The organism is Escherichia sp. 10290 (genome assembly GCF_030295155.1).
GTDB lineage: Bacteria > Pseudomonadota > Gammaproteobacteria > Enterobacterales > Enterobacteriaceae > Escherichia > Escherichia coli_F.
This window is the reverse complement of sequence record NZ_AP025741.1, coordinates 4,131,269-4,153,366: the sequence shown is the minus strand read 5'-3', so window position 1 is coordinate 4,153,366 and position 22,098 is coordinate 4,131,269. Positions and strand designations below refer to the sequence as shown.

General features: G+C 49.7%; 17 protein-coding genes, 3 tRNA genes and 4 rRNA genes. 12 read left to right on the top strand and 12 right to left on the bottom strand.

Annotated features, from left to right (window positions below; translation table 11 throughout):
* The first annotated feature begins 26 nt into the window (after window positions 1–26).
* The 4 genes from QUE74_RS20970 to QUE74_RS20955 are packed head-to-tail and all read left to right on the top strand — an operon-like array spanning window position 27 to window position 2,223.
* Window positions 27–569 carry a DNA topoisomerase family protein gene (locus tag QUE74_RS20970; protein ID WP_001129728.1) on the top strand — a complete coding sequence of 181 codons (543 nt, stop codon included), beginning with the start codon at window positions 27–29 and terminating at the stop codon, window positions 567–569.
* Between the two features lie 4 nt (window positions 570–573).
* Window positions 574–1,146, top strand: coding sequence for an L-threonylcarbamoyladenylate synthase type 1 TsaC (gene tsaC / locus QUE74_RS20965; RefSeq protein WP_001353637.1), 573 nt, complete (start codon window positions 574–576; stop codon window positions 1,144–1,146).
* 4 nt (window positions 1,147–1,150) lie between these two features.
* A complete protein-coding gene (gene aroE / locus QUE74_RS20960) occupies window positions 1,151–1,969 on the top strand; it encodes a shikimate dehydrogenase (RefSeq protein ID WP_000432883.1) in 819 nt (272 codons plus the stop codon).
* Window positions 1,966–2,223, top strand: coding sequence for a DUF1488 family protein (locus QUE74_RS20955; protein ID WP_001070585.1), 258 nt, complete (start codon window positions 1,966–1,968; stop codon window positions 2,221–2,223). Before aroE ends, QUE74_RS20955 begins: the two co-directional genes overlap by 4 nt.
* On the opposite strand, the gene QUE74_RS20950 is transcribed toward QUE74_RS20955, so the two are convergent.
* A complete protein-coding gene (locus QUE74_RS20950; RefSeq protein WP_001286209.1) occupies window positions 2,199–2,753 on the bottom strand; it encodes a gamma carbonic anhydrase family protein in 555 nt (184 codons plus the stop codon). The two genes, QUE74_RS20955 and QUE74_RS20950, sit on opposite strands and share 25 nt — an antisense overlap.
* Before the next feature lie 472 nt (window positions 2,754–3,225).
* Here QUE74_RS20950 and QUE74_RS20945 point away from each other — a divergent pair.
* From QUE74_RS20945 to rrf (QUE74_RS20915), 7 genes are all read left to right on the top strand, one after another.
* Window positions 3,226–4,767 (top strand): 16S ribosomal RNA (locus tag QUE74_RS20945).
* Window positions 4,768–4,835: 68 nt separating this feature from the next.
* Window positions 4,836–4,912: transfer RNA gene (locus QUE74_RS20940), tRNA-Ile, on the top strand.
* 42 nt (window positions 4,913–4,954) lie between these two features.
* Window positions 4,955–5,030: transfer RNA gene (locus QUE74_RS20935), tRNA-Ala, on the top strand.
* Window positions 5,031–5,213: 183 nt separating this feature from the next.
* A 23S ribosomal RNA gene (locus QUE74_RS20930) occupies window positions 5,214–8,118 on the top strand.
* 188 nt (window positions 8,119–8,306) lie between these two features.
* Window positions 8,307–8,422 (top strand): 5S ribosomal RNA (gene rrf / locus QUE74_RS20925).
* 153 nt (window positions 8,423–8,575) lie between these two features.
* Window positions 8,576–8,651: transfer RNA gene (locus QUE74_RS20920), tRNA-Thr, on the top strand.
* Between the two features lie 39 nt (window positions 8,652–8,690).
* Window positions 8,691–8,806: ribosomal RNA gene (rrf, locus tag QUE74_RS20915) — 5S ribosomal RNA — on the top strand.
* Together the 16S, 23S and 5S rRNA genes with 3 tRNA genes alongside form the textbook arrangement of a ribosomal RNA operon.
* 231 nt (window positions 8,807–9,037) lie before the next feature.
* Here rrf (QUE74_RS20915) and QUE74_RS20910 read toward each other — a convergent pair.
* The 7 genes from QUE74_RS20910 to acrE all read right to left on the bottom strand — a co-directional run bounded on the left by QUE74_RS20910 (window position 9,038) and on the right by acrE (window position 18,369).
* On the bottom strand, window positions 9,038–9,796 hold the full coding sequence (locus QUE74_RS20910) for an amino acid ABC transporter ATP-binding protein (protein WP_000078347.1): 759 nt from the start codon (window positions 9,794–9,796) through the stop codon (window positions 9,038–9,040).
* A gap of 7 nt (window positions 9,797–9,803) precedes the next feature.
* Window positions 9,804–10,907 (bottom strand): amino acid ABC transporter permease, encoded by a 1,104-nt coding sequence (locus QUE74_RS20905; protein ID WP_001298587.1) that lies wholly within the window; start codon window positions 10,905–10,907, stop codon window positions 9,804–9,806.
* Window positions 10,908–10,916: 9 nt separating this feature from the next.
* Window positions 10,917–12,098: an amino acid ABC transporter permease gene (locus QUE74_RS20900; RefSeq protein ID WP_001354994.1), complete on the bottom strand. Its 1,182-nt coding sequence runs from the start codon at window positions 12,096–12,098 to the stop codon at window positions 10,917–10,919.
* Window positions 12,099–12,165: 67 nt separating this feature from the next.
* Window positions 12,166–13,191, bottom strand: coding sequence for an amino acid ABC transporter substrate-binding protein (locus tag QUE74_RS20895; protein ID WP_000738584.1), 1,026 nt, complete (start codon window positions 13,189–13,191; stop codon window positions 12,166–12,168).
* Between the two features lie 430 nt (window positions 13,192–13,621).
* Complete coding sequence (locus QUE74_RS20890) at window positions 13,622–13,843, bottom strand: putative periplasmic lipoprotein (RefSeq protein ID WP_000825639.1); 222 nt, start codon at window positions 13,841–13,843, stop codon at window positions 13,622–13,624.
* Window positions 13,844–14,095: 252 nt separating this feature from the next.
* The gene (gene acrF / locus QUE74_RS20885) at window positions 14,096–17,200 is read right to left on the bottom strand and encodes a multidrug efflux RND transporter permease subunit AcrF (RefSeq protein ID WP_001273249.1); all 3,105 of its coding nucleotides are present in this window, start codon (window positions 17,198–17,200) and stop codon (window positions 14,096–14,098) included.
* A gap of 11 nt (window positions 17,201–17,211) precedes the next feature.
* Window positions 17,212–18,369, bottom strand: coding sequence for a multidrug efflux RND transporter periplasmic adaptor subunit AcrE (gene acrE / locus QUE74_RS20880; protein ID WP_000160362.1), 1,158 nt, complete (start codon window positions 18,367–18,369; stop codon window positions 17,212–17,214).
* Between the two features lie 398 nt (window positions 18,370–18,767).
* On the opposite strand from acrE, the gene acrS reads away from it, so the two are divergent.
* Complete coding sequence (acrS, locus tag QUE74_RS20875) at window positions 18,768–19,430, top strand: multidrug efflux transporter transcriptional repressor AcrS (protein WP_001129502.1); 663 nt, start codon at window positions 18,768–18,770, stop codon at window positions 19,428–19,430.
* 2 nt (window positions 19,431–19,432) lie between these two features.
* Here acrS and QUE74_RS20870 read toward each other — a convergent pair whose 3' ends face one another.
* From QUE74_RS20870 to dusB, 4 genes are all read right to left on the bottom strand, one after another.
* Window positions 19,433–19,612 carry a DUF2556 family protein gene (locus QUE74_RS20870; RefSeq protein ID WP_001295275.1) on the bottom strand — a complete coding sequence of 60 codons (180 nt, stop codon included), beginning with the start codon at window positions 19,610–19,612 and terminating at the stop codon, window positions 19,433–19,435.
* Between the two features lie 83 nt (window positions 19,613–19,695).
* Window positions 19,696–20,580, bottom strand: coding sequence for an adenine-specific DNA-methyltransferase (yhdJ, locus tag QUE74_RS20865; protein WP_001258940.1), 885 nt, complete (start codon window positions 20,578–20,580; stop codon window positions 19,696–19,698).
* An 85-nt stretch (window positions 20,581–20,665) separates the two neighbouring features.
* Window positions 20,666–20,962, bottom strand: coding sequence for a DNA-binding transcriptional regulator Fis (fis, locus tag QUE74_RS20860; protein ID WP_000462905.1), 297 nt, complete (start codon window positions 20,960–20,962; stop codon window positions 20,666–20,668).
* A 25-nt stretch (window positions 20,963–20,987) separates the two neighbouring features.
* On the bottom strand, window positions 20,988–21,953 hold the full coding sequence (gene dusB / locus QUE74_RS20855; RefSeq protein ID WP_001219652.1) for a tRNA dihydrouridine synthase DusB: 966 nt from the start codon (window positions 21,951–21,953) through the stop codon (window positions 20,988–20,990).
* Window positions 21,954–22,098: the final 145 nt, after the last annotated feature.

The following is a 22,098-nucleotide window of genomic DNA, read 5'->3' as shown; positions in this document are numbered from 1 at the left end:
ATTTCTTTAATTCAGCATAAGTTGTTATGGCGAAATCAGCACTGTTCACGGTGCGTAATAATGAGTCCTGCCCAAAGTGCGGGACTGAACTGGTTATTCGATCCGGGAAACACGGTCCGTTTCTTGGATGCTCACAGTATCCGGCGTGTGACTACGTCCGTCCTCTGAAATCTTCAGCGGATGGACATATCGTCAAAGTTCTGGAGGGACAGATTTGCCCTGCATGCGGCGCAAATCTGGTCTTACGCCAGGGGCGCTTTGGTATGTTTGTTGGTTGCAGTAACTATCCTGAATGCGAACATACCGAACTTATCGATAAACCGGACGAAACAGCAATTACATGTCCTCAATGTCGGACGGGCCATCTGGTCCAGCGCCGCTCCCGTTATGGCAAAACATTTCATTCCTGTGATCGCTACCCGGAGTGTCAATTTGCCATTAACTTCAAACCTATAGCCGGAGAATGCCCTGAGTGTCATTATCCGCTACTCATCGAAAAGAAAACCGCGCAGGGTGTAAAACACTTTTGTGCCAGTAAACAATGTGGAAAGCCGGTTTCGGCGGAATAATAACGTGAATAATAACCTGCAAGGAGACGCTATCGCAGCTGCGATAGATGTCCTCAATGAAGAACGTGTCATCGCCTATCCCACGGAAGCCGTTTTCGGTGTCGGGTGCGATCCTGATAGCGAAACAGCAGTGATGAGACTGTTGGAACTAAAACAGCGTCCGGTTGATAAGGGGCTGATTTTAATCGCGGCAAATTACGAGCAGCTTAAACCCTATATTGATGACTGCATGCTGACTGATGCGCAGCGTGAAACCATTTTTTCTCGCTGGCCAGGTCCCGTCACCTTTGTCTTTCCCGCGCCTGCGACAACACCGCGCTGGTTGACAGGCCGCTTTGATTCGCTTGCTGTACGAGTCACCGACCATCCGTTGGTGGTTGCTTTGTGCCAGGCTTATGGTAAACCGCTGGTTTCTACCAGTGCCAACTTGAGTGGATTGCCGCCTTGTCGAACAGTAGACGAAGTTCGCGCACAATTTGGCGCAGCGTTCCCGGTTGTGCCTGGTGAAACGGGAGGGCGTTTAAATCCTTCAGAAATCCGCGATGCCCTGACGGGTGAACTGTTTCGACAGGGGTAACATAATGGAAAACTATGCTGTTTTTGGTAATCCAATAGCCCACAGCAAATCGCCATTCATTCATCAGCAATTTGCTCAGCAATTGAATATTGAACATCCCTATGGGCGCGTGCTGGCACCTATCAATGATTTCATTAACACACTGAACGCTTTCTTTAGTGCTGGTGGTAAAGGAGCGAATGTGACGGTGCCTTTTAAAGAAGAGGCCTTTGCCAGAGCTGATGAACTTACTGAACGGGCAGCGTTGGCTGGTGCTGTTAATACCCTCAAGCGGTTAGAAGATGGACGCCTGCTGGGTGACAATACCGATGGCGTAGGCTTGTTAAGCGATCTGGAACGTCTGTCTTTTATCCGCCCAGGTTTACGTATTCTACTCATCGGCGCTGGTGGGGCGTCTCGTGGTGTATTACTTCCACTCCTTTCTCTGGACTGCGCGGTGACAATCACTAATCGGACGGTATCCCGCGCGGAAGAGTTGGCTAAATTGTTTGCGCACACGGGCAGTATTCAGGCGTTGGGTATGGACGAACTGGAGGGGCATGAGTTCGATCTCATTATTAATGCAACATCCAGTGGCATCAGTGGTGATATTCCCGCGATCCCGGCATCGCTCATTCATTCAGGCATGTGTTGCTATGACATGTTCTATCAGAAAGGAAAAACACCTTTTCTGGCATGGTGTGAGCTGCGAGGTTCAAAGCGTAATGCGGATGGATTGGGGATGCTGGTGGCACAGGCGGCTCATGCCTTTCTTCTCTGGCACGGTGTTCTGCCTGACATAGAACCAGTTATAAAGCAATTGCAGGAGGAGTTGTCCGCGTGAATCAGGCCATCCAGTTTCCGGACAGGGAAGAGTGGAACGAGAGTAAAAAATGCGTTTGTTTTCCCGCTCTTGTAAATGGTATGCAGCTCACTTGCGCTATTACTGGAGAGAGTCTGGCGAACCGCTTTGCAGGAGATACGCCAGAACAGTGGTTAGCGAGTTTTCGTCAGCATCGCTGGGACCTGGAAGAAGAAGCAGAAAGCTTGATTCAGGATCAAAGCGAAGATGATCAAGGTTGGGTTTGGTTACCCTGATCCAGATACTCGTCCTTCCATTTCACGTAGTTATTCGCGGAATAGCGTAATCCGGCCTTCTCTTCATCACTTAACGGGCGGATCTGTTTGACGGGGCTACCGAGATACAGATATCCGCTCTCCAGCCGTTTATTTTGTGGTACCAGGCTACCCGCACCAATCATCACATCATCTTCTACTATTGCACCATCAAGTAAAATTGATGCCATCCCAACCAACACTCGATTGCCAATGGTACAGCCGTGGAGCATCACCTTATGACCAACAGTGACATCTTCGCCAATGGTTAATGGGTTGCCATCTGGGTTGTATGAGGACTTATGGGTGACATGCAACATACTGCCATCCTGGATATTGGTGCGTGCTCCAATCTGTACATAATGTACATCACCACGAATCACAACGAGTGGCCAGATCCCCACATCATCAGCCAAACGAACGTCACCGATCACTACACTACTATCGTCGATCATTACGCGCTGACCGATTTGTGGAAAAAGATCGCGGTATGGGCGTAAAACATCAGACATACTTACCTCAACAATAAATGATTTACTAATGACTTTGGGTGCATTATTGGCCTTGTGCAAGTCTTTTAGTATGCAAAAAAGCACCGTTTTGTGTGCGAATGCAGCAAAAAGGGTGAAAAAACAACAAACAGAAAAAAAGATCAAAAAAGTACTTGTGCAAAAAAATGGGATCCCTATAATGCGCCTCCGTTGAGACGACAATGTGAAACACTTCACAAGATGGTCGGAACAACGAAGAGAAAAAATCCTGAAATTCAGGGTTGACTCTGAAAGAGGAAAGCGTAATATACGCCACCTCGCGACAGTGAGCTGAAAGCCGCGTCGCAACTGCTCTTTAACAATTTATCAGACAATCTGTGTGGGCACTCGAAGATACGGATTCTTAACGTCGCAAGACGAAAAATGAATACCAAGTCTCAAGAGTGAACACGTAATTCATTACGAAGTTTAATTCTTTGAGCATCAAACTTTTAAATTGAAGAGTTTGATCATGGCTCAGATTGAACGCTGGCGGCAGGCCTAACACATGCAAGTCGAACGGTAACAGGAATCAGCTTGCTGATTTGCTGACGAGTGGCGGACGGGTGAGTAATGTCTGGGAAACTGCCTGATGGAGGGGGATAACTACTGGAAACGGTAGCTAATACCGCATAACGTCGCAAGACCAAAGAGGGGGACCTTCGGGCCTCTTGCCATCGGATGTGCCCAGATGGGATTAGCTAGTAGGTGGGGTAACGGCTCACCTAGGCGACGATCCCTAGCTGGTCTGAGAGGATGACCAGCCACACTGGAACTGAGACACGGTCCAGACTCCTACGGGAGGCAGCAGTGGGGAATATTGCACAATGGGCGCAAGCCTGATGCAGCCATGCCGCGTGTATGAAGAAGGCCTTCGGGTTGTAAAGTACTTTCAGCGGGGAGGAAGGGAGTAAAGTTAATACCTTTGCTCATTGACGTTACCCGCAGAAGAAGCACCGGCTAACTCCGTGCCAGCAGCCGCGGTAATACGGAGGGTGCAAGCGTTAATCGGAATTACTGGGCGTAAAGCGCACGCAGGCGGTTTGTTAAGTCAGATGTGAAATCCCCGGGCTCAACCTGGGAACTGCATCTGATACTGGCAAGCTTGAGTCTCGTAGAGGGGGGTAGAATTCCAGGTGTAGCGGTGAAATGCGTAGAGATCTGGAGGAATACCGGTGGCGAAGGCGGCCCCCTGGACGAAGACTGACGCTCAGGTGCGAAAGCGTGGGGAGCAAACAGGATTAGATACCCTGGTAGTCCACGCCGTAAACGATGTCGACTTGGAGGTTGTGCCCTTGAGGCGTGGCTTCCGGAGCTAACGCGTTAAGTCGACCGCCTGGGGAGTACGGCCGCAAGGTTAAAACTCAAATGAATTGACGGGGGCCCGCACAAGCGGTGGAGCATGTGGTTTAATTCGATGCAACGCGAAGAACCTTACCTGGTCTTGACATCCACGGAAGTTTTCAGAGATGAGAATGTGCCTTCGGGAACCGTGAGACAGGTGCTGCATGGCTGTCGTCAGCTCGTGTTGTGAAATGTTGGGTTAAGTCCCGCAACGAGCGCAACCCTTATCCTTTGTTGCCAGCGGTCCGGCCGGGAACTCAAAGGAGACTGCCAGTGATAAACTGGAGGAAGGTGGGGATGACGTCAAGTCATCATGGCCCTTACGACCAGGGCTACACACGTGCTACAATGGCGCATACAAAGAGAAGCGACCTCGCGAGAGCAAGCGGACCTCATAAAGTGCGTCGTAGTCCGGATTGGAGTCTGCAACTCGACTCCATGAAGTCGGAATCGCTAGTAATCGTGGATCAGAATGCCACGGTGAATACGTTCCCGGGCCTTGTACACACCGCCCGTCACACCATGGGAGTGGGTTGCAAAAGAAGTAGGTAGCTTAACCTTCGGGAGGGCGCTTACCACTTTGTGATTCATGACTGGGGTGAAGTCGTAACAAGGTAACCGTAGGGGAACCTGCGGTTGGATCACCTCCTTACCTTAAAGAACTGTGCTTTGCAGTGCTCACACAGATTGTCTGATGAAAATGAGCAGTAAAACCTCTACAGGCTTGTAGCTCAGGTGGTTAGAGCGCACCCCTGATAAGGGTGAGGTCGGTGGTTCAAGTCCACTCAGGCCTACCAAATTTGCACCGCAAATTTGAAGAGGTTTTAACTACATGTTATGGGGCTATAGCTCAGCTGGGAGAGCGCCTGCTTTGCACGCAGGAGGTCTGCGGTTCGATCCCGCATAGCTCCACCATCTCTGTAGTGATTAAATAAAAAATACTTCAGAGTGTACCTGCAAAGGTTCACTGCGAAGTTTTGCTCTTTAAAAATCTGGATCAAGCTGAAAATTGAAACACTGAACAACGAAAGTTGTTCGTGAGTCTCTCAAATTTTCGCAACACGATGATGAATCGAAAGAAACATCTTCGGGTTGTGAGGTTAAGCGACTAAGCGTACACGGTGGATGCCCTGGCAGTCAGAGGCGATGAAGGACGTGCTAATCTGCGATAAGCGTCGGTAAGGTGATATGAACCGTTATAACCGGCGATTTCCGAATGGGGAAACCCAGTGTGATTCGTCACACTATCATTAACTGAATCCATAGGTTAATGAGGCGAACCGGGGGAACTGAAACATCTAAGTACCCCGAGGAAAAGAAATCAACCGAGATTCCCCCAGTAGCGGCGAGCGAACGGGGAGGAGCCCAGAGCCTGAATCAGTGTGTGTGTTAGTGGAAGCGTCTGGAAAGGCGCGCGATACAGGGTGACAGCCCCGTACACAAAAATGCACATGCTGTGAGCTCGATGAGTAGGGCGGGACACGTGGTATCCTGTCTGAATATGGGGGGACCATCCTCCAAGGCTAAATACTCCTGACTGACCGATAGTGAACCAGTACCGTGAGGGAAAGGCGAAAAGAACCCCGGCGAGGGGAGTGAAAAAGAACCTGAAACCGTGTACGTACAAGCAGTGGGAGCCTCTTTATGGGGTGACTGCGTACCTTTTGTATAATGGGTCAGCGACTTATATTCTGTAGCAAGGTTAACCGAATAGGGGAGCCGAAGGGAAACCGAGTCTTAACTGGGCGTTAAGTTGCAGGGTATAGACCCGAAACCCGGTGATCTAGCCATGGGCAGGTTGAAGGTTGGGTAACACTAACTGGAGGACCGAACCGACTAATGTTGAAAAATTAGCGGATGACTTGTGGCTGGGGGTGAAAGGCCAATCAAACCGGGAGATAGCTGGTTCTCCCCGAAAGCTATTTAGGTAGCGCCTCGTGAATTCATCTCCGGGGGTAGAGCACTGTTTCGGCAAGGGGGTCATCCCGACTTACCAACCCGATGCAAACTGCGAATACCGGAGAATGTTATCACGGGAGACACACGGCGGGTGCTAACGTCCGTCGTGAAGAGGGAAACAACCCAGACCGCCAGCTAAGGTCCCAAAGTCATGGTTAAGTGGGAAACGATGTGGGAAGGCCCAGACAGCCAGGATGTTGGCTTAGAAGCAGCCATCATTTAAAGAAAGCGTAATAGCTCACTGGTCGAGTCGGCCTGCGCGGAAGATGTAACGGGGCTAAACCATGCACCGAAGCTGCGGCAGCGACGCTTATGCGTTGTTGGGTAGGGGAGCGTTCTGTAAGCCTGCGAAGGTGTACTGTGAGGTATGCTGGAGGTATCAGAAGTGCGAATGCTGACATAAGTAACGATAAAGCGGGTGAAAAGCCCGCTCGCCGGAAGACCAAGGGTTCCTGTCCAACGTTAATCGGGGCAGGGTGAGTCGACCCCTAAGGCGAGGCCGAAAGGCGTAGTCGATGGGAAACAGGTTAATATTCCTGTACTTGGTGTTACTGCGAAGGGGGGACGGAGAAGGCTATGTTGGCCGGGCGACGGTTGTCCCGGTTTAAGCGTGTAGGCTGGTTTTCCAGGCAAATCCGGAAAATCAAGGCTGAGGCGTGATGACGAGGCACTACGGTGCTGAAGCAACAAATGCCCTGCTTCCAGGAAAAGCCTCTAAGCATCAGGTAACATCAAATCGTACCCCAAACCGACACAGGTGGTCAGGTAGAGAATACCAAGGCGCTTGAGAGAACTCGGGTGAAGGAACTAGGCAAAATGGTGCCGTAACTTCGGGAGAAGGCACGCTGATATGTAGGTGAAGCGACTTGCTCGTGGAGCTGAAATCAGTCGAAGATACCAGCTGGCTGCAACTGTTTATTAAAAACACAGCACTGTGCAAACACGAAAGTGGACGTATACGGTGTGACGCCTGCCCGGTGCCGGAAGGTTAATTGATGGGGTTAGCGGTAACGCGAAGCTCTTGATCGAAGCCCCGGTAAACGGCGGCCGTAACTATAACGGTCCTAAGGTAGCGAAATTCCTTGTCGGGTAAGTTCCGACCTGCACGAATGGCGTAATGATGGCCAGGCTGTCTCCACCCGAGACTCAGTGAAATTGAACTCGCTGTGAAGATGCAGTGTACCCGCGGCAAGACGGAAAGACCCCGTGAACCTTTACTATAGCTTGACACTGAACATTGAGCCTTGATGTGTAGGATAGGTGGGAGGCTTTGAAGTGTGGACGCCAGTCTGCATGGAGCCGACCTTGAAATACCACCCTTTAATGTTTGATGTTCTAACGTAGGCCCCTTATCGGGGTTGCGGACAGTGTCTGGTGGGTAGTTTGACTGGGGCGGTCTCCTCCTAAAGAGTAACGGAGGAGCACGAAGGTTGGCTAATCCTGGTCGGACATCAGGAGGTTAGTGCAATGGCATAAGCCAGCTTGACTGCGAGCGTGACGGCGCGAGCAGGTGCGAAAGCAGGTCATAGTGATCCGGTGGTTCTGAATGGAAGGGCCATCGCTCAACGGATAAAAGGTACTCCGGGGATAACAGGCTGATACCGCCCAAGAGTTCATATCGACGGCGGTGTTTGGCACCTCGATGTCGGCTCATCACATCCTGGGGCTGAAGTAGGTCCCAAGGGTATGGCTGTTCGCCATTTAAAGTGGTACGCGAGCTGGGTTTAGAACGTCGTGAGACAGTTCGGTCCCTATCTGCCGTGGGCGCTGGAGAACTGAGGGGGGCTGCTCCTAGTACGAGAGGACCGGAGTGGACGCATCACTGGTGTTCGGGTTGTCATGCCAATGGCACTGCCCGGTAGCTAAATGCGGAAGAGATAAGTGCTGAAAGCATCTAAGCACGAAACTTGCCCCGAGATGAGTTCTCCCTGACCCTTTAAGGGTCCTGAAGGAACGTTGAAGACGACGACGTTGATAGGCCGGGTGTGTAAGCGCAGCGATGCGTTGAGCTAACCGGTACTAATGAACCGTGAGGCTTAACCTTACAACGCCGAAGATGTTTTGGCGGATTGAGAGAATTTCAGCTTGGATCCAGAGTCCGAAGGATTTTGCGCTGAGACAAGGCGGCAAATGAAGCGAAGGAAGGAGCATACTGAAGTATGTGACTGATTTTCGCGAATGCAGCCAACGCAGTATCAGCACAAAAGACACAGGACAGAGCACAGGAATTTGCCTGGCGGCCGTAGCGCGGTGGTCCCACCTGACCCCATGCCGAACTCAGAAGTGAAACGCCGTAGCGCCGATGGTAGTGTGGGGTCTCCCCATGCGAGAGTAGGGAACTGCCAGGCATCAAATTACGAAGAATGGCACTGACCTTTGAGGCAGTTCACTACTCGATAAGAGAGTAGGACAAAAGCGAAAGCTTTTGAACGTTGCGAAGCAACGGCCCGAAGGGTGAATCGCGAAGTGATTCATAAACTGCCAGGCATCAAATTAAGCGTGCTGATATGGCTCAGTTGGTAGAGCGCACCCTTGGTAAGGGTGAGGTCCCCAGTTCGACTCTGGGTATCAGCACCACTTTTTAGGTTAAAGTTCGGCAGATTAGAAAAGAATTTGTCTGGCGGCAGTAGCGCGGTGGTCCCACCTGACCCCATGCCGAACTCAGAAGTGAAACGCCGTAGCGCCGATGGTAGTGTGGGGTCTCCCCATGCGAGAGTAGGGAACTGCCAGACATCAAATAAAACAAAAGGCTCAGTCGGAAGACTGAGCCTTTTGTTTTATCTGTTGTTTGTCGGTGAACACTCTCCCGAGTAGGACAAATCCGCCGGGAGCGGATTTGAACGTTGCGAAGCAACGGCCCGGAGGGTGGCGGGCAGGACGCCCGCCATAAACTGCCAGACATCAAATCAAGCGAAAGGCCATCCGAAAGGATGGCCTTTTTGCGTTTCGAATCCATGTACAATTTAATGGATAACCTGCGATAAAAATGCCCTCGTACGCTCCGATTTAGGATGCGCAAAAAATTCATCAGGTGTAGCTTGTTCCACTATCTCCCCACGATCCATAAAAATCACCCGATCAGCGACGGTTCGCGCAAATCCCATCTCGTGCGTTACGCACAACATTGTCATACCCGACTGCGCCAGCCCAATCATCGTATCCAGCACTTCTTTTACCATCTCCGGATCGAGCGCCGATGTGGGCTCATCAAACAACATAATTTTCGGCTTCATACACAGCGAGCGCGCAATGGCAACACGTTGCTGCTGACCACCAGAAATCTGTCCTGGAAACTTCTGGGCATGTTCGGCAATTCTCACCCGCTCAAGGTAATGCATCGCCAGAGCTTCAGCCTCTTTCTTAGGCATCTTGCGTACCCAAATCGGTGCCAGGGTACAGTTCTGTAGAACGGTCAGATGAGGGAAGAGATTGAAATGCTGAAAGACCATTCCCACTTCCTGCCTGACGCGCTCAATATTGCGGATATCTTCATTAAGTTCGATGCCATCCACCACGATCCGTCCCTGTTGATGTTCTTCCAGATGATTAATACAACGAATGGTTGTCGATTTACCGGAACCAGAAGGGCCACACAGAACGATCCGTTCTCCCGGTTGCACGGTTAAATTTATATTTTTCAAAACATGGAATTGTCCATACCATTTATTGACGTTTTCCAGCGTAATCATCGCGTTAGCAGGTTGCAGTAAAATTTGGCTCATAGTGTCCTCAATGCGGTGTACGCCCGGTGTTAAAACGTTTTTCCAGATGTTGGCTATAACGTGACATGCTGAAACAGAAGATCCAGTAAATCAGTGCGGCGAAAACATAACCTTCCGTCGACATACCCAACCAGGCGGGATCAACGGTTGCCTGCTGAACGCTACTGAAAAGATCGAACAACCCGATGATGATCACCAGGCTGGTATCTTTGAAGAGTGCGATGATGGTATTTACCAGCCCAGGAATCACCAGCTTCAACGCCTGTGGCAAAATAACCAGCCCCTGGGTTTTCCAGTAACCCAACGCCAGCGACTCTGCCGCTTCATATTGCCCTTTAGGCAGCGCCTGTAATCCGCCTCGCACGACTTCCGCAACATATGCTGACTGAAACAGGATCACGCCAACCAGCGCGCGGATCAATTTGTCGATACTGGTGCCTTCTGCCATAAACAACGGCAGCATGACCGAAGACATAAACAGAACGGTAATCAGCGGTACACCGCGCCAGAACTCGATAAAAATGACCGATAAGATACGCACAATCGGCATATGGGAGCGGCGACCTAACGCCAGTAAGATCCCCCACGGCAGCGCCCCCGCAATCCCAACTGATGCAATAATTAAAGTGAGCGTCAGCCCGCCCCATTGCCGGGTTTCAACCCGCTCAAGACCAAGAAACCCGCCATACATCAGCCACCAGACAATCAGTGGGTAAATCACCGCCCATACCGCAATATAGCGACCGCGATGCGGGAGTATTTTCCAGAACATTGGTGCGATAGAAACAAGGCCAATCAGTAATGCCAGGTTAATTCGCCAGCGTTGGTCGTGTGGGTAGAGCCCATACATAAACTGACCGAATCGTTCGTGGATGAAGACCCAACAGGCACCTGCTTTTGTGCAGTCGGCACGCGTTGAGCCAACCCAATTAGCCTGCAAAAATGCCCAGTTCAGCAACGGTGGGATCAGTTCCCACATCAACCATATGCAGCCAATAGTCAGCAGGCTATTGCTCCAGCTGGAGAACAGATTTTTTCGCACCCACACCATCGCGCGGCTTGAGTTATGGCTCGCCGGGCGCGGGGGATGAGACAGCAATACTTTTGTCATCATGACTCCTTAGCGTTCAACGATCGCGATGCGGCGGTTATAGATATTCATCAGCAGCGAGATAGTCAGGCTGATAATCAGATAGACCGACATGGTCATGGCTATCGTCTCGATGGCTTGCCCCGTCTGGTTCAGCACGGTGCCAGCAAACAGCGAAACCATATCGGGATAGCCAATAGCGGCGGCAAGAGAGGAGTTTTTGACGATGTTGAGATACTGGCTGGTTAACGGTGGAATAATCACCCGCAGTGCCTGGGGAATAATGACCTGGCGTAGCGTAACCGGGTTGGGTAATCCCAGTGACCGAGCAGCTTCATGTTGACCATAAGGCACTGCCTGGATCCCAGCGCGGATAATCTCGGCGATAAATGCAGAGGTATAAACCGAAAGTGCCAGCGTTAAGGCTGCCAGTTCAGGAATTAAAACCATCCCGCCACGGAAGTTAAAGCCTCGTAGGGCTGGAACATCCCAGTGTAGTGCTGCGCCAAAAAGCCATTGCGCCAGTAAAGGCAAACCGATGATCAACACAACGGCGACCGGCCAGGTTCGGCGCAATTGTCCGGTCTTTATCTGGTACGTTTTATTAAAACGGAATATTCCAACAGAAATGGCTATAGCAATAACAACAGTCAGGATAAACGCAATAAATCCGTCTCCCAGCTGCGGCGACGGAATATAAAGCCCACGATTGCTTAAAAAGGCCAGATCAAACGCACTCACTGCCTGGCGTGGTCCGGGCAAATTGCGCAACACGGCAAAGTACCAGAAGAAGATTTGCAGTAGCGGCGGAATATTACGGAAGATCTCAATATAAATTGTGGAAAGCTTTCGTAGCAGCCAGTTATCCGAAAGTCGTGCCAGACCGATAAAGAAGCCCAGAACAGAAGCGAATACAATACACAATGCAGAAACCAGCAGCGTATTGAGTAAGCCAACAATGAAAACGCGTCCGTAGGTATCACCCTGCTGGTAATCGATCAAATGCTGGACAATACCGAAGCCAGCGCCGCGATCCAGAAAGGCAAAACCCGAAGTAATGCCACGATTACTGAGATTCGTCACAGTGTTGTGAAATAGCCAACCAACAATGCCGACAACAGCAACAACGGCAAGGATCTGGAATAACCAGGCGCGAACCGTAGGGTTGGCAAAGGAGAGTGAGCCTTTAACGGTTGAGCGGCGATGAGACATAGAAACCTCGGAAAGCATAACGCTGAAGAGAGCGCCGCCGTAGCGACGCTCGTTACCTCACACCGACTTAACGCACGGGCGGCGCGTACTGAATACCGCCGTTATTCCAGAGATTATTTTGCCCACGTTTAATCTTCAGGGGGCTTTCTGAACCTACGTTACGCTCAAAAATTTCCGAGTAATTACCCACCTGTTTGATGATGTTGTAAGCCCATTTATTATCCAGCTTCAGATCTTTACCGTAATCGCCCTCTTTACCCAGCAGATGCGCCATATCAGGCGTTGCAGGATTAGCCGCTTTTTCATCAACGTTTTGCGAATTAACGCCCATCTCTTCAGCATTCAGCATGGCGAAAAGCGTCCAGCGCACTATAGAGAACCATTCATCATCGCCACGACGAACTACCGGCCCAAGCGGTTCTTTAGAGATAACTTCCGGTAAAACAATCCATTCAGCTGGGTTGCTTAATTTGATGCGCAGGGCATACAGTTGTGATTGATCCGAGGCCAGCGTATCGCAGCGGCCAGATTCCAGTGCCTTCGCGGATTCGTCAGAGCGATCGAAAGTCACTGGTGTGTACTTCATATTGTTTGCCTTGAAGTAATCGGCGACGTTGAGTTCGGTATCAGTACCCGCCTGAATACAGACTGTTGCGCCATCCAGTTCTTTCGCGCTTTTTAATCCCGCTTTATCGTGCGTCAGGAAACCAATGCCGTCATAATAAGTGACGCCAGTAAATGCCATTCCCATACCGGCATCGCGAGAGGAAGTCCAGGTCGTATTACGGGAGAGCAAATCCACCTCCCCTGACTGTAAAGCCGTGAAGCGTTCTTTTGCAGTGAGCGGGGTATATTTCACTTTCGTGTCGTCACCAAATACAGCTGCCGCAACACCACGACAAACATCTACATCAATACCTGAAAACTTACCGTCAGCATCGGCATAAGAGAACCCAGGTAATCCATCACTGATCCCGCATTGCACAAAACCTTTTTTCTGAACGGCATCAAGCGTCGCGCCAGCATGCGCCTGATTTGCAACGGCAAGCAGCACGCTGGCGGCAGCCAGTGTGGCTATCATCATCTTTTTCATAATGCTTCCTGTGAGGCGAAAATTATCGTTATAGGACGTTTGGGAAACGTCTTTTACCTGTCTGTGGCCATCCTCTTATAAGCAAAAGTAGTGCCAGCTTTTGCGCACGATTTCGCGTCGCAATAAGCTGAGTGTAGACAGGAAATAATAAAAACAGCGCCCCGCAATGGTGCGAAAATGAAACATGCGCCACATTTTGGCGCAAAATATTTACGCATTTTTTACTAAGCAGAATAATGATTGTTAGCGTGAGTATATTTCTGGTAGGAAGTGTGAAAATTAAATTGATGCGTTATTTCGAAAGCAGCGAAATAACGCGATATAACATGCTAAATCAGCAGGGAATTACCCAGCAGAATATAGCAATATTTTATCTTATGGAGAGATACTGTATCGTTAAACAGAGCGCGGTACTCCGCGCCCTGTTCAGTTATTTCGACAGAGCGATGATCCCCATCGTCAGGCCAGCAACAGCTGCTGCCCCGCCAGCAATAGCCCCAGCCGTTTCCCAGTTATCCTGAGTCGTGCCTTTCATACAGGTATTGGTGTGAACCAGTCGACCCTGATCGTCATAAACCGGAACGCAGGGCGAATCGTGAGCACAGCCCGCCAGCAATGCGGTGAGCAATGCTACAGGAATTAATCTTTTCATGGTGTTACCTCAGTAATAAACGCTAACGCTTAATAAGTTAACTCTCTTATTAACGAGCTGAATGCCATTTTATCACTGGAGGTTATAAATCTTGCGGCATGAATAATGACAAATTATGTGAATTGTAAAAATAGTGAAGGGAGCGGGAACTATAGAAAGTTTTTAAAGAGTGAGTAGAAGAATATCTTATTAATTTTTATGGGTTTCACTGAAAATAATAAAGGCACCCGAAAGCGCCTTTATGTTTCTGATTTATCCTTTAAAGCAACGGCGGATAACCACAAAGAACACCGGCACGAAGAAGATTGCCAGCAACGTTGCAGAGACCATCCCGCCCATTACCCCGATACCCACTGCGTTCTGCGCGCCACTGCCGGCACCGTTACTGATAGCTAGCGGTAATACGCCGAGAATAAAGGCGAGAGAGGTCATCAGGATAGGACGCAGACGCATACGTACTGCCACCAGTGTCGCTTCAACAACACCTTTACCCTCTTTCTCCATGAGATCTTTAGCGAACTCAACAATCAAAATAGCGTTTTTGGCCGACAAGCCAATTGTCGTTAGCAAGCCCACCATAAAGTAGACGTCATTTTTTTGATTAAAGAGTGTCGCCGCCAGTAGCACGCCGACAATCCCTAACGGCACGACTAACATAACCGAGACAGGAATTGACCAGCTTTCATAGAGTGCAGCAAGGCACAGGAAAACAACCACAAAGGAAATTGCTACCAGAGCGGGAGCTTGGTTGCCCGATAAGCGTTCCTGATATGACATACCCGTCCAGTCATAACCAATGCCAGCTGGTAATTGTGATGCAAGGTTTTCCATCAACGCCATGGCATCGCCGGAACTGGTTCCTGGCGCGGCTTCCCCCTGAATCTCCATTGACGGCAGACCGTTGTAGCGCTCCAGTCGCGGAGAGCCATACACCCAATGTGCAGTGGTAAAGGCAGAGAATGGCACCATTTCGCCGTTGGCGCTGCGGACATAAAGTTTATCGACATCTTCTGGCAGCATACGGAATTTGGCATCCGCCTGAACATACACCTTTTTCACGCGACCACGGTCAATGAAGTCGTTAACGTAAGTCCCACCCAACGCCGTTGAAATGGTCTGATTGATGTCAGAAAGTGAAACACCTAATGCCTGCGCCTTTTCCTGGTCAACTTCCAGTTTAAACTGCGCGGTGTCTTCCAGACCATTAGGACGCACGCTGACTAAGCTGGCAGGATGTTGCGCCGCCATGCCAAGCAACTGGTTACGGGCCTGGGTCAGGGCATCGTGACCCAGCCCAGCCTGATCAATTAACTCAAAGTCGAAACCCGTTGCCGTGCCCAGTTCAACAATGGCTGGCATATTGAATGGAATGACAAAACCGTCGCGGATCTTGCCCAATTCCATTTTGGCACGATGGATTACCGCTTCCGCACTGTTTTCGTCACCACTACGCTCTTCCCACGGTTTCAGACTGACGAAAGCCATACCGGCGTTTTGTGCCTGGCCGCTGAAGCTAAAGCCGTTAACCGTAAAGACACTTTCTACGTTCGCTTTCTCGTTCTTCAGATAGTAATCCGTCACTTGATCCAACACTTTTTGCGTCCGCTCTTGCGTCGCGCCAGCGGGTAACTGAATCATAGTCAGAAAGACACCCTGATCCTCTTCAGGTAAGAAGGAAGACGGAAGACGTAAAAACAACACCACCATTCCAGCAACAATTAGTGCATAGATCAGTAAATATCGTCCTGTGGAACCGAGGATTTTGCCGACGCTGTTGGTGTAGTGGTTAACGCTATGATCGAAGGTGGTATTAAACCAGCCGAAGAAACCGCCCTTATTTTCGTGATGCTCAGCAGAGACGGGTTTGAGCAGTGTTGCACATAACGCTGGGGTAAGAATCAATGCCACCAGAACAGAAAGCGCCATTGCCGAAACGATGGTGATAGAGAACTGGCGATAAATGGCCCCAGTAGAACCGCCGAAGAATGCCATCGGAATAAATACCGCTGACAGCACCATCGCGATACCCACCAGTGCGCCCTGGATTTGCGACATTGATTTTTCCGTCGCTTCTTTTGGCGGGAGCTTATCCTCCATCATCACGCGCTCGACGTTCTCCACCACCACTATCGCATCATCGACGAGCAGCCCGATGGCAAGCACCATCCCGAACATAGTTAGTGTATTGATGGAGTAACCAAAAGCGGCGAGGATGGCAAACGTCCCTAACAACACCACGGGTACCGCAATGGTGGGGATCAGCGTTGCTCGCATATTCTGCAAGAACAGATACATCACCAGGAACACCAGCATAATGGCTTCGAACAGCGTTTTTACCACTTCGTGAATAGAAAGCTGGACGAATGGTGTGGTGTCATAAGGGTAGAGAACCTTCATTCCCTGCGGGAAGAATGGCTGTAATTCCGCCAGTTTTGCCTTAATGGCTTTCGCGGTATCGAGAGCATTCGCGCCGGTTGCCAGCTTAATACCCAGGCCCGCCGCCGGTTTACCGTTGATGCGAGCGATAACGTTATAGTTTTCACCGCCAAGTTCAACCCGTGCGACATCTTTCAGGCGTACCACCGAGCCGTCACTGTTTACGCGCAGGGTCACTTTGCCGAATTCTTCCGGATTTTTTAACCGCGTCTGAGCAATAATCGAGGCGTTCAACTGTTGCCCTGGTAACGCTGGCGTTCCGCCCAACTGTCCGGCAGCGATCTGATCGTTCTGTACCTTCAACTGGTTAATCACATCAACCGGCGTCAGTTTATATTTGTTTAGCAGATCGGCGTCCAACCAGATACGCATCGCATACTGTGCGCCGAAAAGCTGTACATCACCGACGCCATTCAGACGGCTAAGCGTATCTTTAACGTTAGAGGCCACATAGTCCGAGATATCGTCCTGTGTGGTGCCTGGGTTATCAGAGACAAAGCCCGCCACCATCAAATAGCTGCTACTGGACTTTTCAACACTGATCCCCTGCTGCTGTACCTCCTGCGGCAGCAACGGCGTGGCGAGCTGGAGTTTGTTCTGCACCTGCACTTGCGCGATATCAGGATCGGTCCCGGACTGGAAGGTAAGGGTAATTGTCACGCTACCGGCGGAATCGCTGGTGGAGGACATATACATCAGGTTATCGATACCATTCATATTCTGTTCGATAACCTGCGTCACCGTATCCTGCACGGTCTGCGCATCAGCGCCCGGATAGTTTGCCGAAACAGAAACCGCAGGCGGCGCAATGGTCGGGTACTGGGCGACGGGCAATTGTAGGATCGCCAGTGCGCCCGCCATCATCAGAATAATGGCCAGCACCCATGCAAATATCGGTCGTCGAATAAAAAAGTTTGCCATGTCAGATTGCCTTACTTCGATGCAGTATCTGCGGGGGTATCGGTAGTGGCTTTAACCTGCTCTCCCGGACGCGCTTTTTGCAGGCCGCTGACAATGACTTGATCGCCAGATTTCAGCCCTTCGCTAATCAACCATTTATCGCCAATCGCCTGGCTGGCAACGACAGGGCGCGCTTCAACCTGACTTTTATCGTTAACAATCAGCACGGTAGCATCACCACGCGGTGTGCGACTAACGCCCTGTTGCGGGATAAGAATGGCGTCAGGTTGAACGCCTTCATCAATCCGTGCGCGCACAAACATACCTGGCAAAAGCGTATGTTGCGGGTTAGGGAAGACGGCACGTAGGGTTATGGATCCGGTGCTTTCATCAACGGTCACATCGGAGAATTGCAACGTACCTTTCAGGGGATAGGTTTGACCGTTTTCCATGACCAACTCTACGTTGCTGGTGGCGTTTTCCTTATGCAAATTTCCTTGCTCTACGGATTGCTTCAGCCTCATAAAGTCGTTGCTGGATTGGGTCACATCAACATAGATAGGATCGAGCTGCTGGACAGTCGCCAGTTCAGTCGTTTGCCCATTAGTGACAAGAGCGCCTTCGGTCACAGTAGATTTGCCGATACGTCCACTAATTGGCGCAGTCACTTTGGTATAAGCGAGATTGATGCGAGCGCTTTCGACCGTGGCTTTTGCGGCAATCACGGCGGCATCGGCCTGGCGAGCATCAGCAATGGCCTGGTCGTACTCCTGCTGACTGATGTATTTCGTACCCACGAGCGGAACGTAACGTTTTACCGTCAAATGCGCGATGGCGGCGGCGGCTTCACTTTTCGCCAGTTCGCCTTTCGCGCTGTCATAACTTGCCTGATAGGTCGCGGGATCGATCTGGTACAGAGACTGGCCTGCTTGCACATCGCTGCCTTCAGTGAAATTGCGACTCAGTACGATCCCGCTAACCTGTGGGCGAACTTCGGCTATACGGTAAGCATTGGTGCGGCCTGGTAATTCAGTCTTAACTTCTAACGGGGCCGTTTTCACAATATGAACGGTAACCTGCGGTTCACCGACGTGAGCTTTCTCTTCTCCCTTATCGTTACAACCGGCGATTAAAGCCGCGGAGATCAGAATAAAGGAGGGCAGGAGGAAAAACCTGGCATGTTTCGTCATTACTATTCCTCAAAAAACCAAAAGCGCGTTATTTACCCAAAAAGGCAACGCGTTAACTCGCAGAAAGAAAAATACAGTTCGCTATCCTACAAATTATCATTCGTCGATGTAAGGAATAGTTATGAATACTGGCGTCTCAAGGCACATAAACACAAAAAAAGATTAATATTCTACTGTTTTATTTTGACGCGGGTTGAAAGAGGTAGAATCAAATCCTCGTAAATTGAAATATATATTGATAGAGTGAATGTATTTTAGGTAAATAATAAACGTTATTTATTTGACGATTTATAGCAACTCAATATTAGCCTCTCGTATAAATATACATTAGGTGATAGATTAACCTTCGCTATTTTCTCATCCTGTGTCGAATATATTTATTTCCTGAATAATTAATCATGGCAAAAAGAACCAAAGCTGAAGCCCTGAAGACCCGGCAAGAACTGATTGAAACTGCCATCGCCCAGTTTGCGCAGCATGGCGTAAGCAAGACGACGCTCAACGACATTGCCGACGCCGCTAACGTTACGCGTGGCGCTATCTACTGGCACTTCGAGAACAAGACCCAACTGTTTAATGAGATGTGGTTGCAACAGCCTTCATTGCGGGAGTTAATCCAGGATCACTTGACTGCTGGGTTAGAGCATGACCCGTTTCAGCAATTGCGTGAAAAATTGATTGTTGGCTTGCAATATATTGCCAAAATTCCCCGCCAGCAGGCGTTGCTGAAAATCTTATATCACAAATGTGAATTTAATGATGAGATGCTGGCAGAGGGAGTGATACGCGAAAAGATGGGCTTTAATCCGCAGACTCTCCGCGAAGTATTGCAGGCATGTCAGCAACAAGGTTGTATAGCAAATAATCTCGATTTAGATGTTGTGATGATTATTATTGATGGTGCCTTCAGCGGAATTGTTCAAAACTGGTTAATGAATATGGCGGGTTATGATCTTTATAAACAAGCACCCGCACTGGTCGATAACGTATTAAGAATGTTCATGCCAGATGAAAACATAACGAAATTAATTCATCAAACGAATGAATTAAGTGGCATATAAATTCACATTCTGTCCTGAAAATTCAGTTCGTCACAGTTAACCAGTTTTAGTGGATTAACTGAGTTCATATTGCGGCATTTGTCTGTTTCTGTTGCCAGCAGTTCAATCCACTGCATCAGTAAAGTATCAAACAGAAAAACGAAGACAGCGAAAACGACGAGCCACCAATACTTGCGAATCATTACCTGAGCCTGTGCATGTTTAACCAAGTCTGGCAGGAAATATACACGAAATGAATAATCTGAAAACCAGGCTTACACTTCCTTTACTTTGCAATGAGATCGGGGTCAACTTCGCTTAACCGGCTTCGTTTTGACAGGTTGCCGGTCTTTCTTTTTTTCACTTTCGCCAGTTCTTCCGCAGAGTAATGCGACGTGACATCCAGCCGTCGAAGCCCCATTTTGATGTACTCGCTGTTGATCTCAATACCAATGAATTTTCGCCCGCTGGCGGCGGCTACGGCACCGGTAGTAAAGCTACCGGCAAACGGGTCGAGAACGATATCGCCTGGGTTGGAAGAGGCGAGAATAATGCGTTTCAGTAAGGCTTCCGGTTTTTGCGTCGGGTGATTCTCATATTCATCCATCAAATAACGCACGCGCGGAAAATCCCAGACGTTACCCGGTACTTTTTGATGATTGTAAGGCTGTGGAGGATTTTTGCGATAATCGATCAACGCGCGCTGCGATCCGGTTTTGGCTTCTACCAGAATAGCATCACCGTTGAACGTGTAGTTCTTTGCGTCTTTCACCATCATCAGGATGGGTTCGTACATGGAGCCGTAGTGTTTTTTCGCCTGCACTCCAGAACTGTCATATGACCAGACGATGCGACTTTTGATGGTAAAAAGCTTGCGGCACTGGAGATCGATAAAGGGCATGTTTTCCGTGCTGTTCATGATGTACATGCTGCCCTGCTTTTTCAGAACGCGGTGGCACTCTGCAATCACTTCAAACAGCCAGTCGATAAACAGATCTTCTTTCCAGGCTTCGATCAGACCATCAAAATTTTTACCGATGTTATACGGTGGGTCGGCAAAGATCAGATCTACACTTTCGGCGGGGATCTTTTTAAGTTCGGTTAATGCATCACCCTGGATGATGGTCTTTGCTTCATTACCAAATCGGGTCGGTTCACATCCTGTTCTCATGGTCACTCCCTTTGTGACACCTATAAAAAAGGCGCTTCCCCATGCCGAGTAGCGCCTTTTTAATCAAGCATTTAGCTAACCTGAATTAGTTCATGCCGTATTTTTTCAATTTTTTACGCAGCGTACCACGGTTGATGCCCATCATCAGCGCAGCACGGGTCTGATTACCACGGGTGTATTGCATCACCATGTCCAACAGGGGCTGTTCTACTTCAGCCAGTACCAGCTCATAGAGGTCATTCACATCCTGACCGTTCAGTTGAGCAAAATAGTTCTTCAGTGCCTGTTTAACCGAGTCACGCAGGGGTTTTTGGGTTACCTGATCCTGAGAGTTAACGGTAGAAACGGTCAGTACGTCAGAATTTACGCGTTGTTCGAACATAGTTCTGTCAGCTCTTTATTTCTGTTTACGCAAAATTTTCGAAGTATGCCTCCAACGCCTCCAGCTGTTCGCTGGCATCCTCAATGGCGTTGAATGTGCGCCGAAACTGGTCATTTGGAGCGTGTTCCTGGAGATACCAGGAAACGTGTTTACGTGCAATTCGGTACCCTTTTGCCGGACCATAAAAGTCATGCAGTTCCCGAACGTGCGCGCAAAGCAAGCGCTTAACCTCTGCCAAAGGCAGCGGGGGCAGCAACTCCCCAGTGTCCAGATAATGCTGGATTTCCCGAAAGATCCAGGGTCTTCCCTGAGCTGCGCGGCCTATCATCAGGGCATCCGCCCCTGTATAGTCGAGCACAGCTCTGGCTTTAAGCGGGTCAGTAATGTCGCCATTCGCGATAACCGGAATGGAAACTTTCTGCTTAACTGCCCGAATACTGTCGTACTCAGCTTCTCCATTGAACAAACAGGCGCGTGTACGGCCATGAATGGTCAGAGCCTGAATGCCACAGTCTTCAGCCAGTTGGGCAATCTCTTCGCAGTTACGGTGTTCCGGCGCCCAGCCGGTGCGAATCTTCAGGGTAACAGGAACGTCCACTGCATTGACGACCTCGGTAAGGATCGATTTAACGACATCCGGGTACTGCAAGAGGGCTGAACCTGCGAGCTTGCGATTCACTTTTTTAGCCGGGCAACCCATATTGATATCAATAATCTGGGCACCGCTTTCCACGTTAATACGTGCTGCATCTGCCATTTCTTTCGGATCGCTACCAGCAATTTGCACGGTGCGAATACCGGGTTCATCAATGTGCACCATCCGTAAACGAGATTTGTCGCTTTCCCAAACCTGTGGGTTAGAAGACATCATCTCGGATACTGTCAATCCGGCTCCCATCTCGTAGCACAACGTCCGAAAAGGTCTGTCTGTAATGCCAGCCATGGGCGCTGCGATCAGGCGATTTCTGAGCTGATATTGTCCGATGCGCATGAGTTAAGAAATGACCATACTGTGACTGCAAGGCGGCGTATATTACGCATTTTTTGCACGAGATGAAAGGCCAAACTTTGACCAATCCTCTGAGATGGATCAAAGAATTGCATTTAAAATGAGCTTGGCGCGATAATTACTCATA

What these genes read in the sequence shown, in the direction of transcription:
- QUE74_RS20970 (WP_001129728.1), top strand. Translation starts at nt 27, where the DNA reads ATGGCGAAATCAGCACTGTTCACGGTGCGTAATAATGAGTCCTGCCCA.
- aroE (WP_000432883.1), top strand. Translation starts at nt 1,151, where the DNA reads ATGGAAAACTATGCTGTTTTTGGTAATCCAATAGCCCACAGCAAATCG.
- QUE74_RS20950 (WP_001286209.1), bottom strand. Translation starts at nt 2,753, where the DNA reads ATGTCTGATGTTTTACGCCCATACCGCGATCTTTTTCCACAAATCGGT.
- QUE74_RS20910 (WP_000078347.1), bottom strand. Translation starts at nt 9,796, where the DNA reads ATGAGCCAAATTTTACTGCAACCTGCTAACGCGATGATTACGCTGGAA.
- QUE74_RS20905 (WP_001298587.1), bottom strand. Translation starts at nt 10,907, where the DNA reads ATGACAAAAGTATTGCTGTCTCATCCCCCGCGCCCGGCGAGCCATAAC.
- QUE74_RS20900 (WP_001354994.1), bottom strand. Translation starts at nt 12,098, where the DNA reads ATGTCTCATCGCCGCTCAACCGTTAAAGGCTCACTCTCCTTTGCCAAC.
- QUE74_RS20895 (WP_000738584.1), bottom strand. Translation starts at nt 13,191, where the DNA reads ATGAAAAAGATGATGATAGCCACACTGGCTGCCGCCAGCGTGCTGCTT.
- QUE74_RS20890 (WP_000825639.1), bottom strand. Translation starts at nt 13,843, where the DNA reads ATGAAAAGATTAATTCCTGTAGCATTGCTCACCGCATTGCTGGCGGGC.
- acrF (WP_001273249.1), bottom strand. Translation starts at nt 17,200, where the DNA reads ATGGCAAACTTTTTTATTCGACGACCGATATTTGCATGGGTGCTGGCC.
- acrE (WP_000160362.1), bottom strand. Translation starts at nt 18,369, where the DNA reads ATGACGAAACATGCCAGGTTTTTCCTCCTGCCCTCCTTTATTCTGATC.
- acrS (WP_001129502.1), top strand. Translation starts at nt 18,768, where the DNA reads ATGGCAAAAAGAACCAAAGCTGAAGCCCTGAAGACCCGGCAAGAACTG.
- QUE74_RS20870 (WP_001295275.1), bottom strand. Translation starts at nt 19,612, where the DNA reads ATGATTCGCAAGTATTGGTGGCTCGTCGTTTTCGCTGTCTTCGTTTTT.
- yhdJ (WP_001258940.1), bottom strand. Translation starts at nt 20,580, where the DNA reads ATGAGAACAGGATGTGAACCGACCCGATTTGGTAATGAAGCAAAGACC.
- fis (WP_000462905.1), bottom strand. Translation starts at nt 20,962, where the DNA reads ATGTTCGAACAACGCGTAAATTCTGACGTACTGACCGTTTCTACCGTT.
- dusB (WP_001219652.1), bottom strand. Translation starts at nt 21,953, where the DNA reads ATGCGCATCGGACAATATCAGCTCAGAAATCGCCTGATCGCAGCGCCC.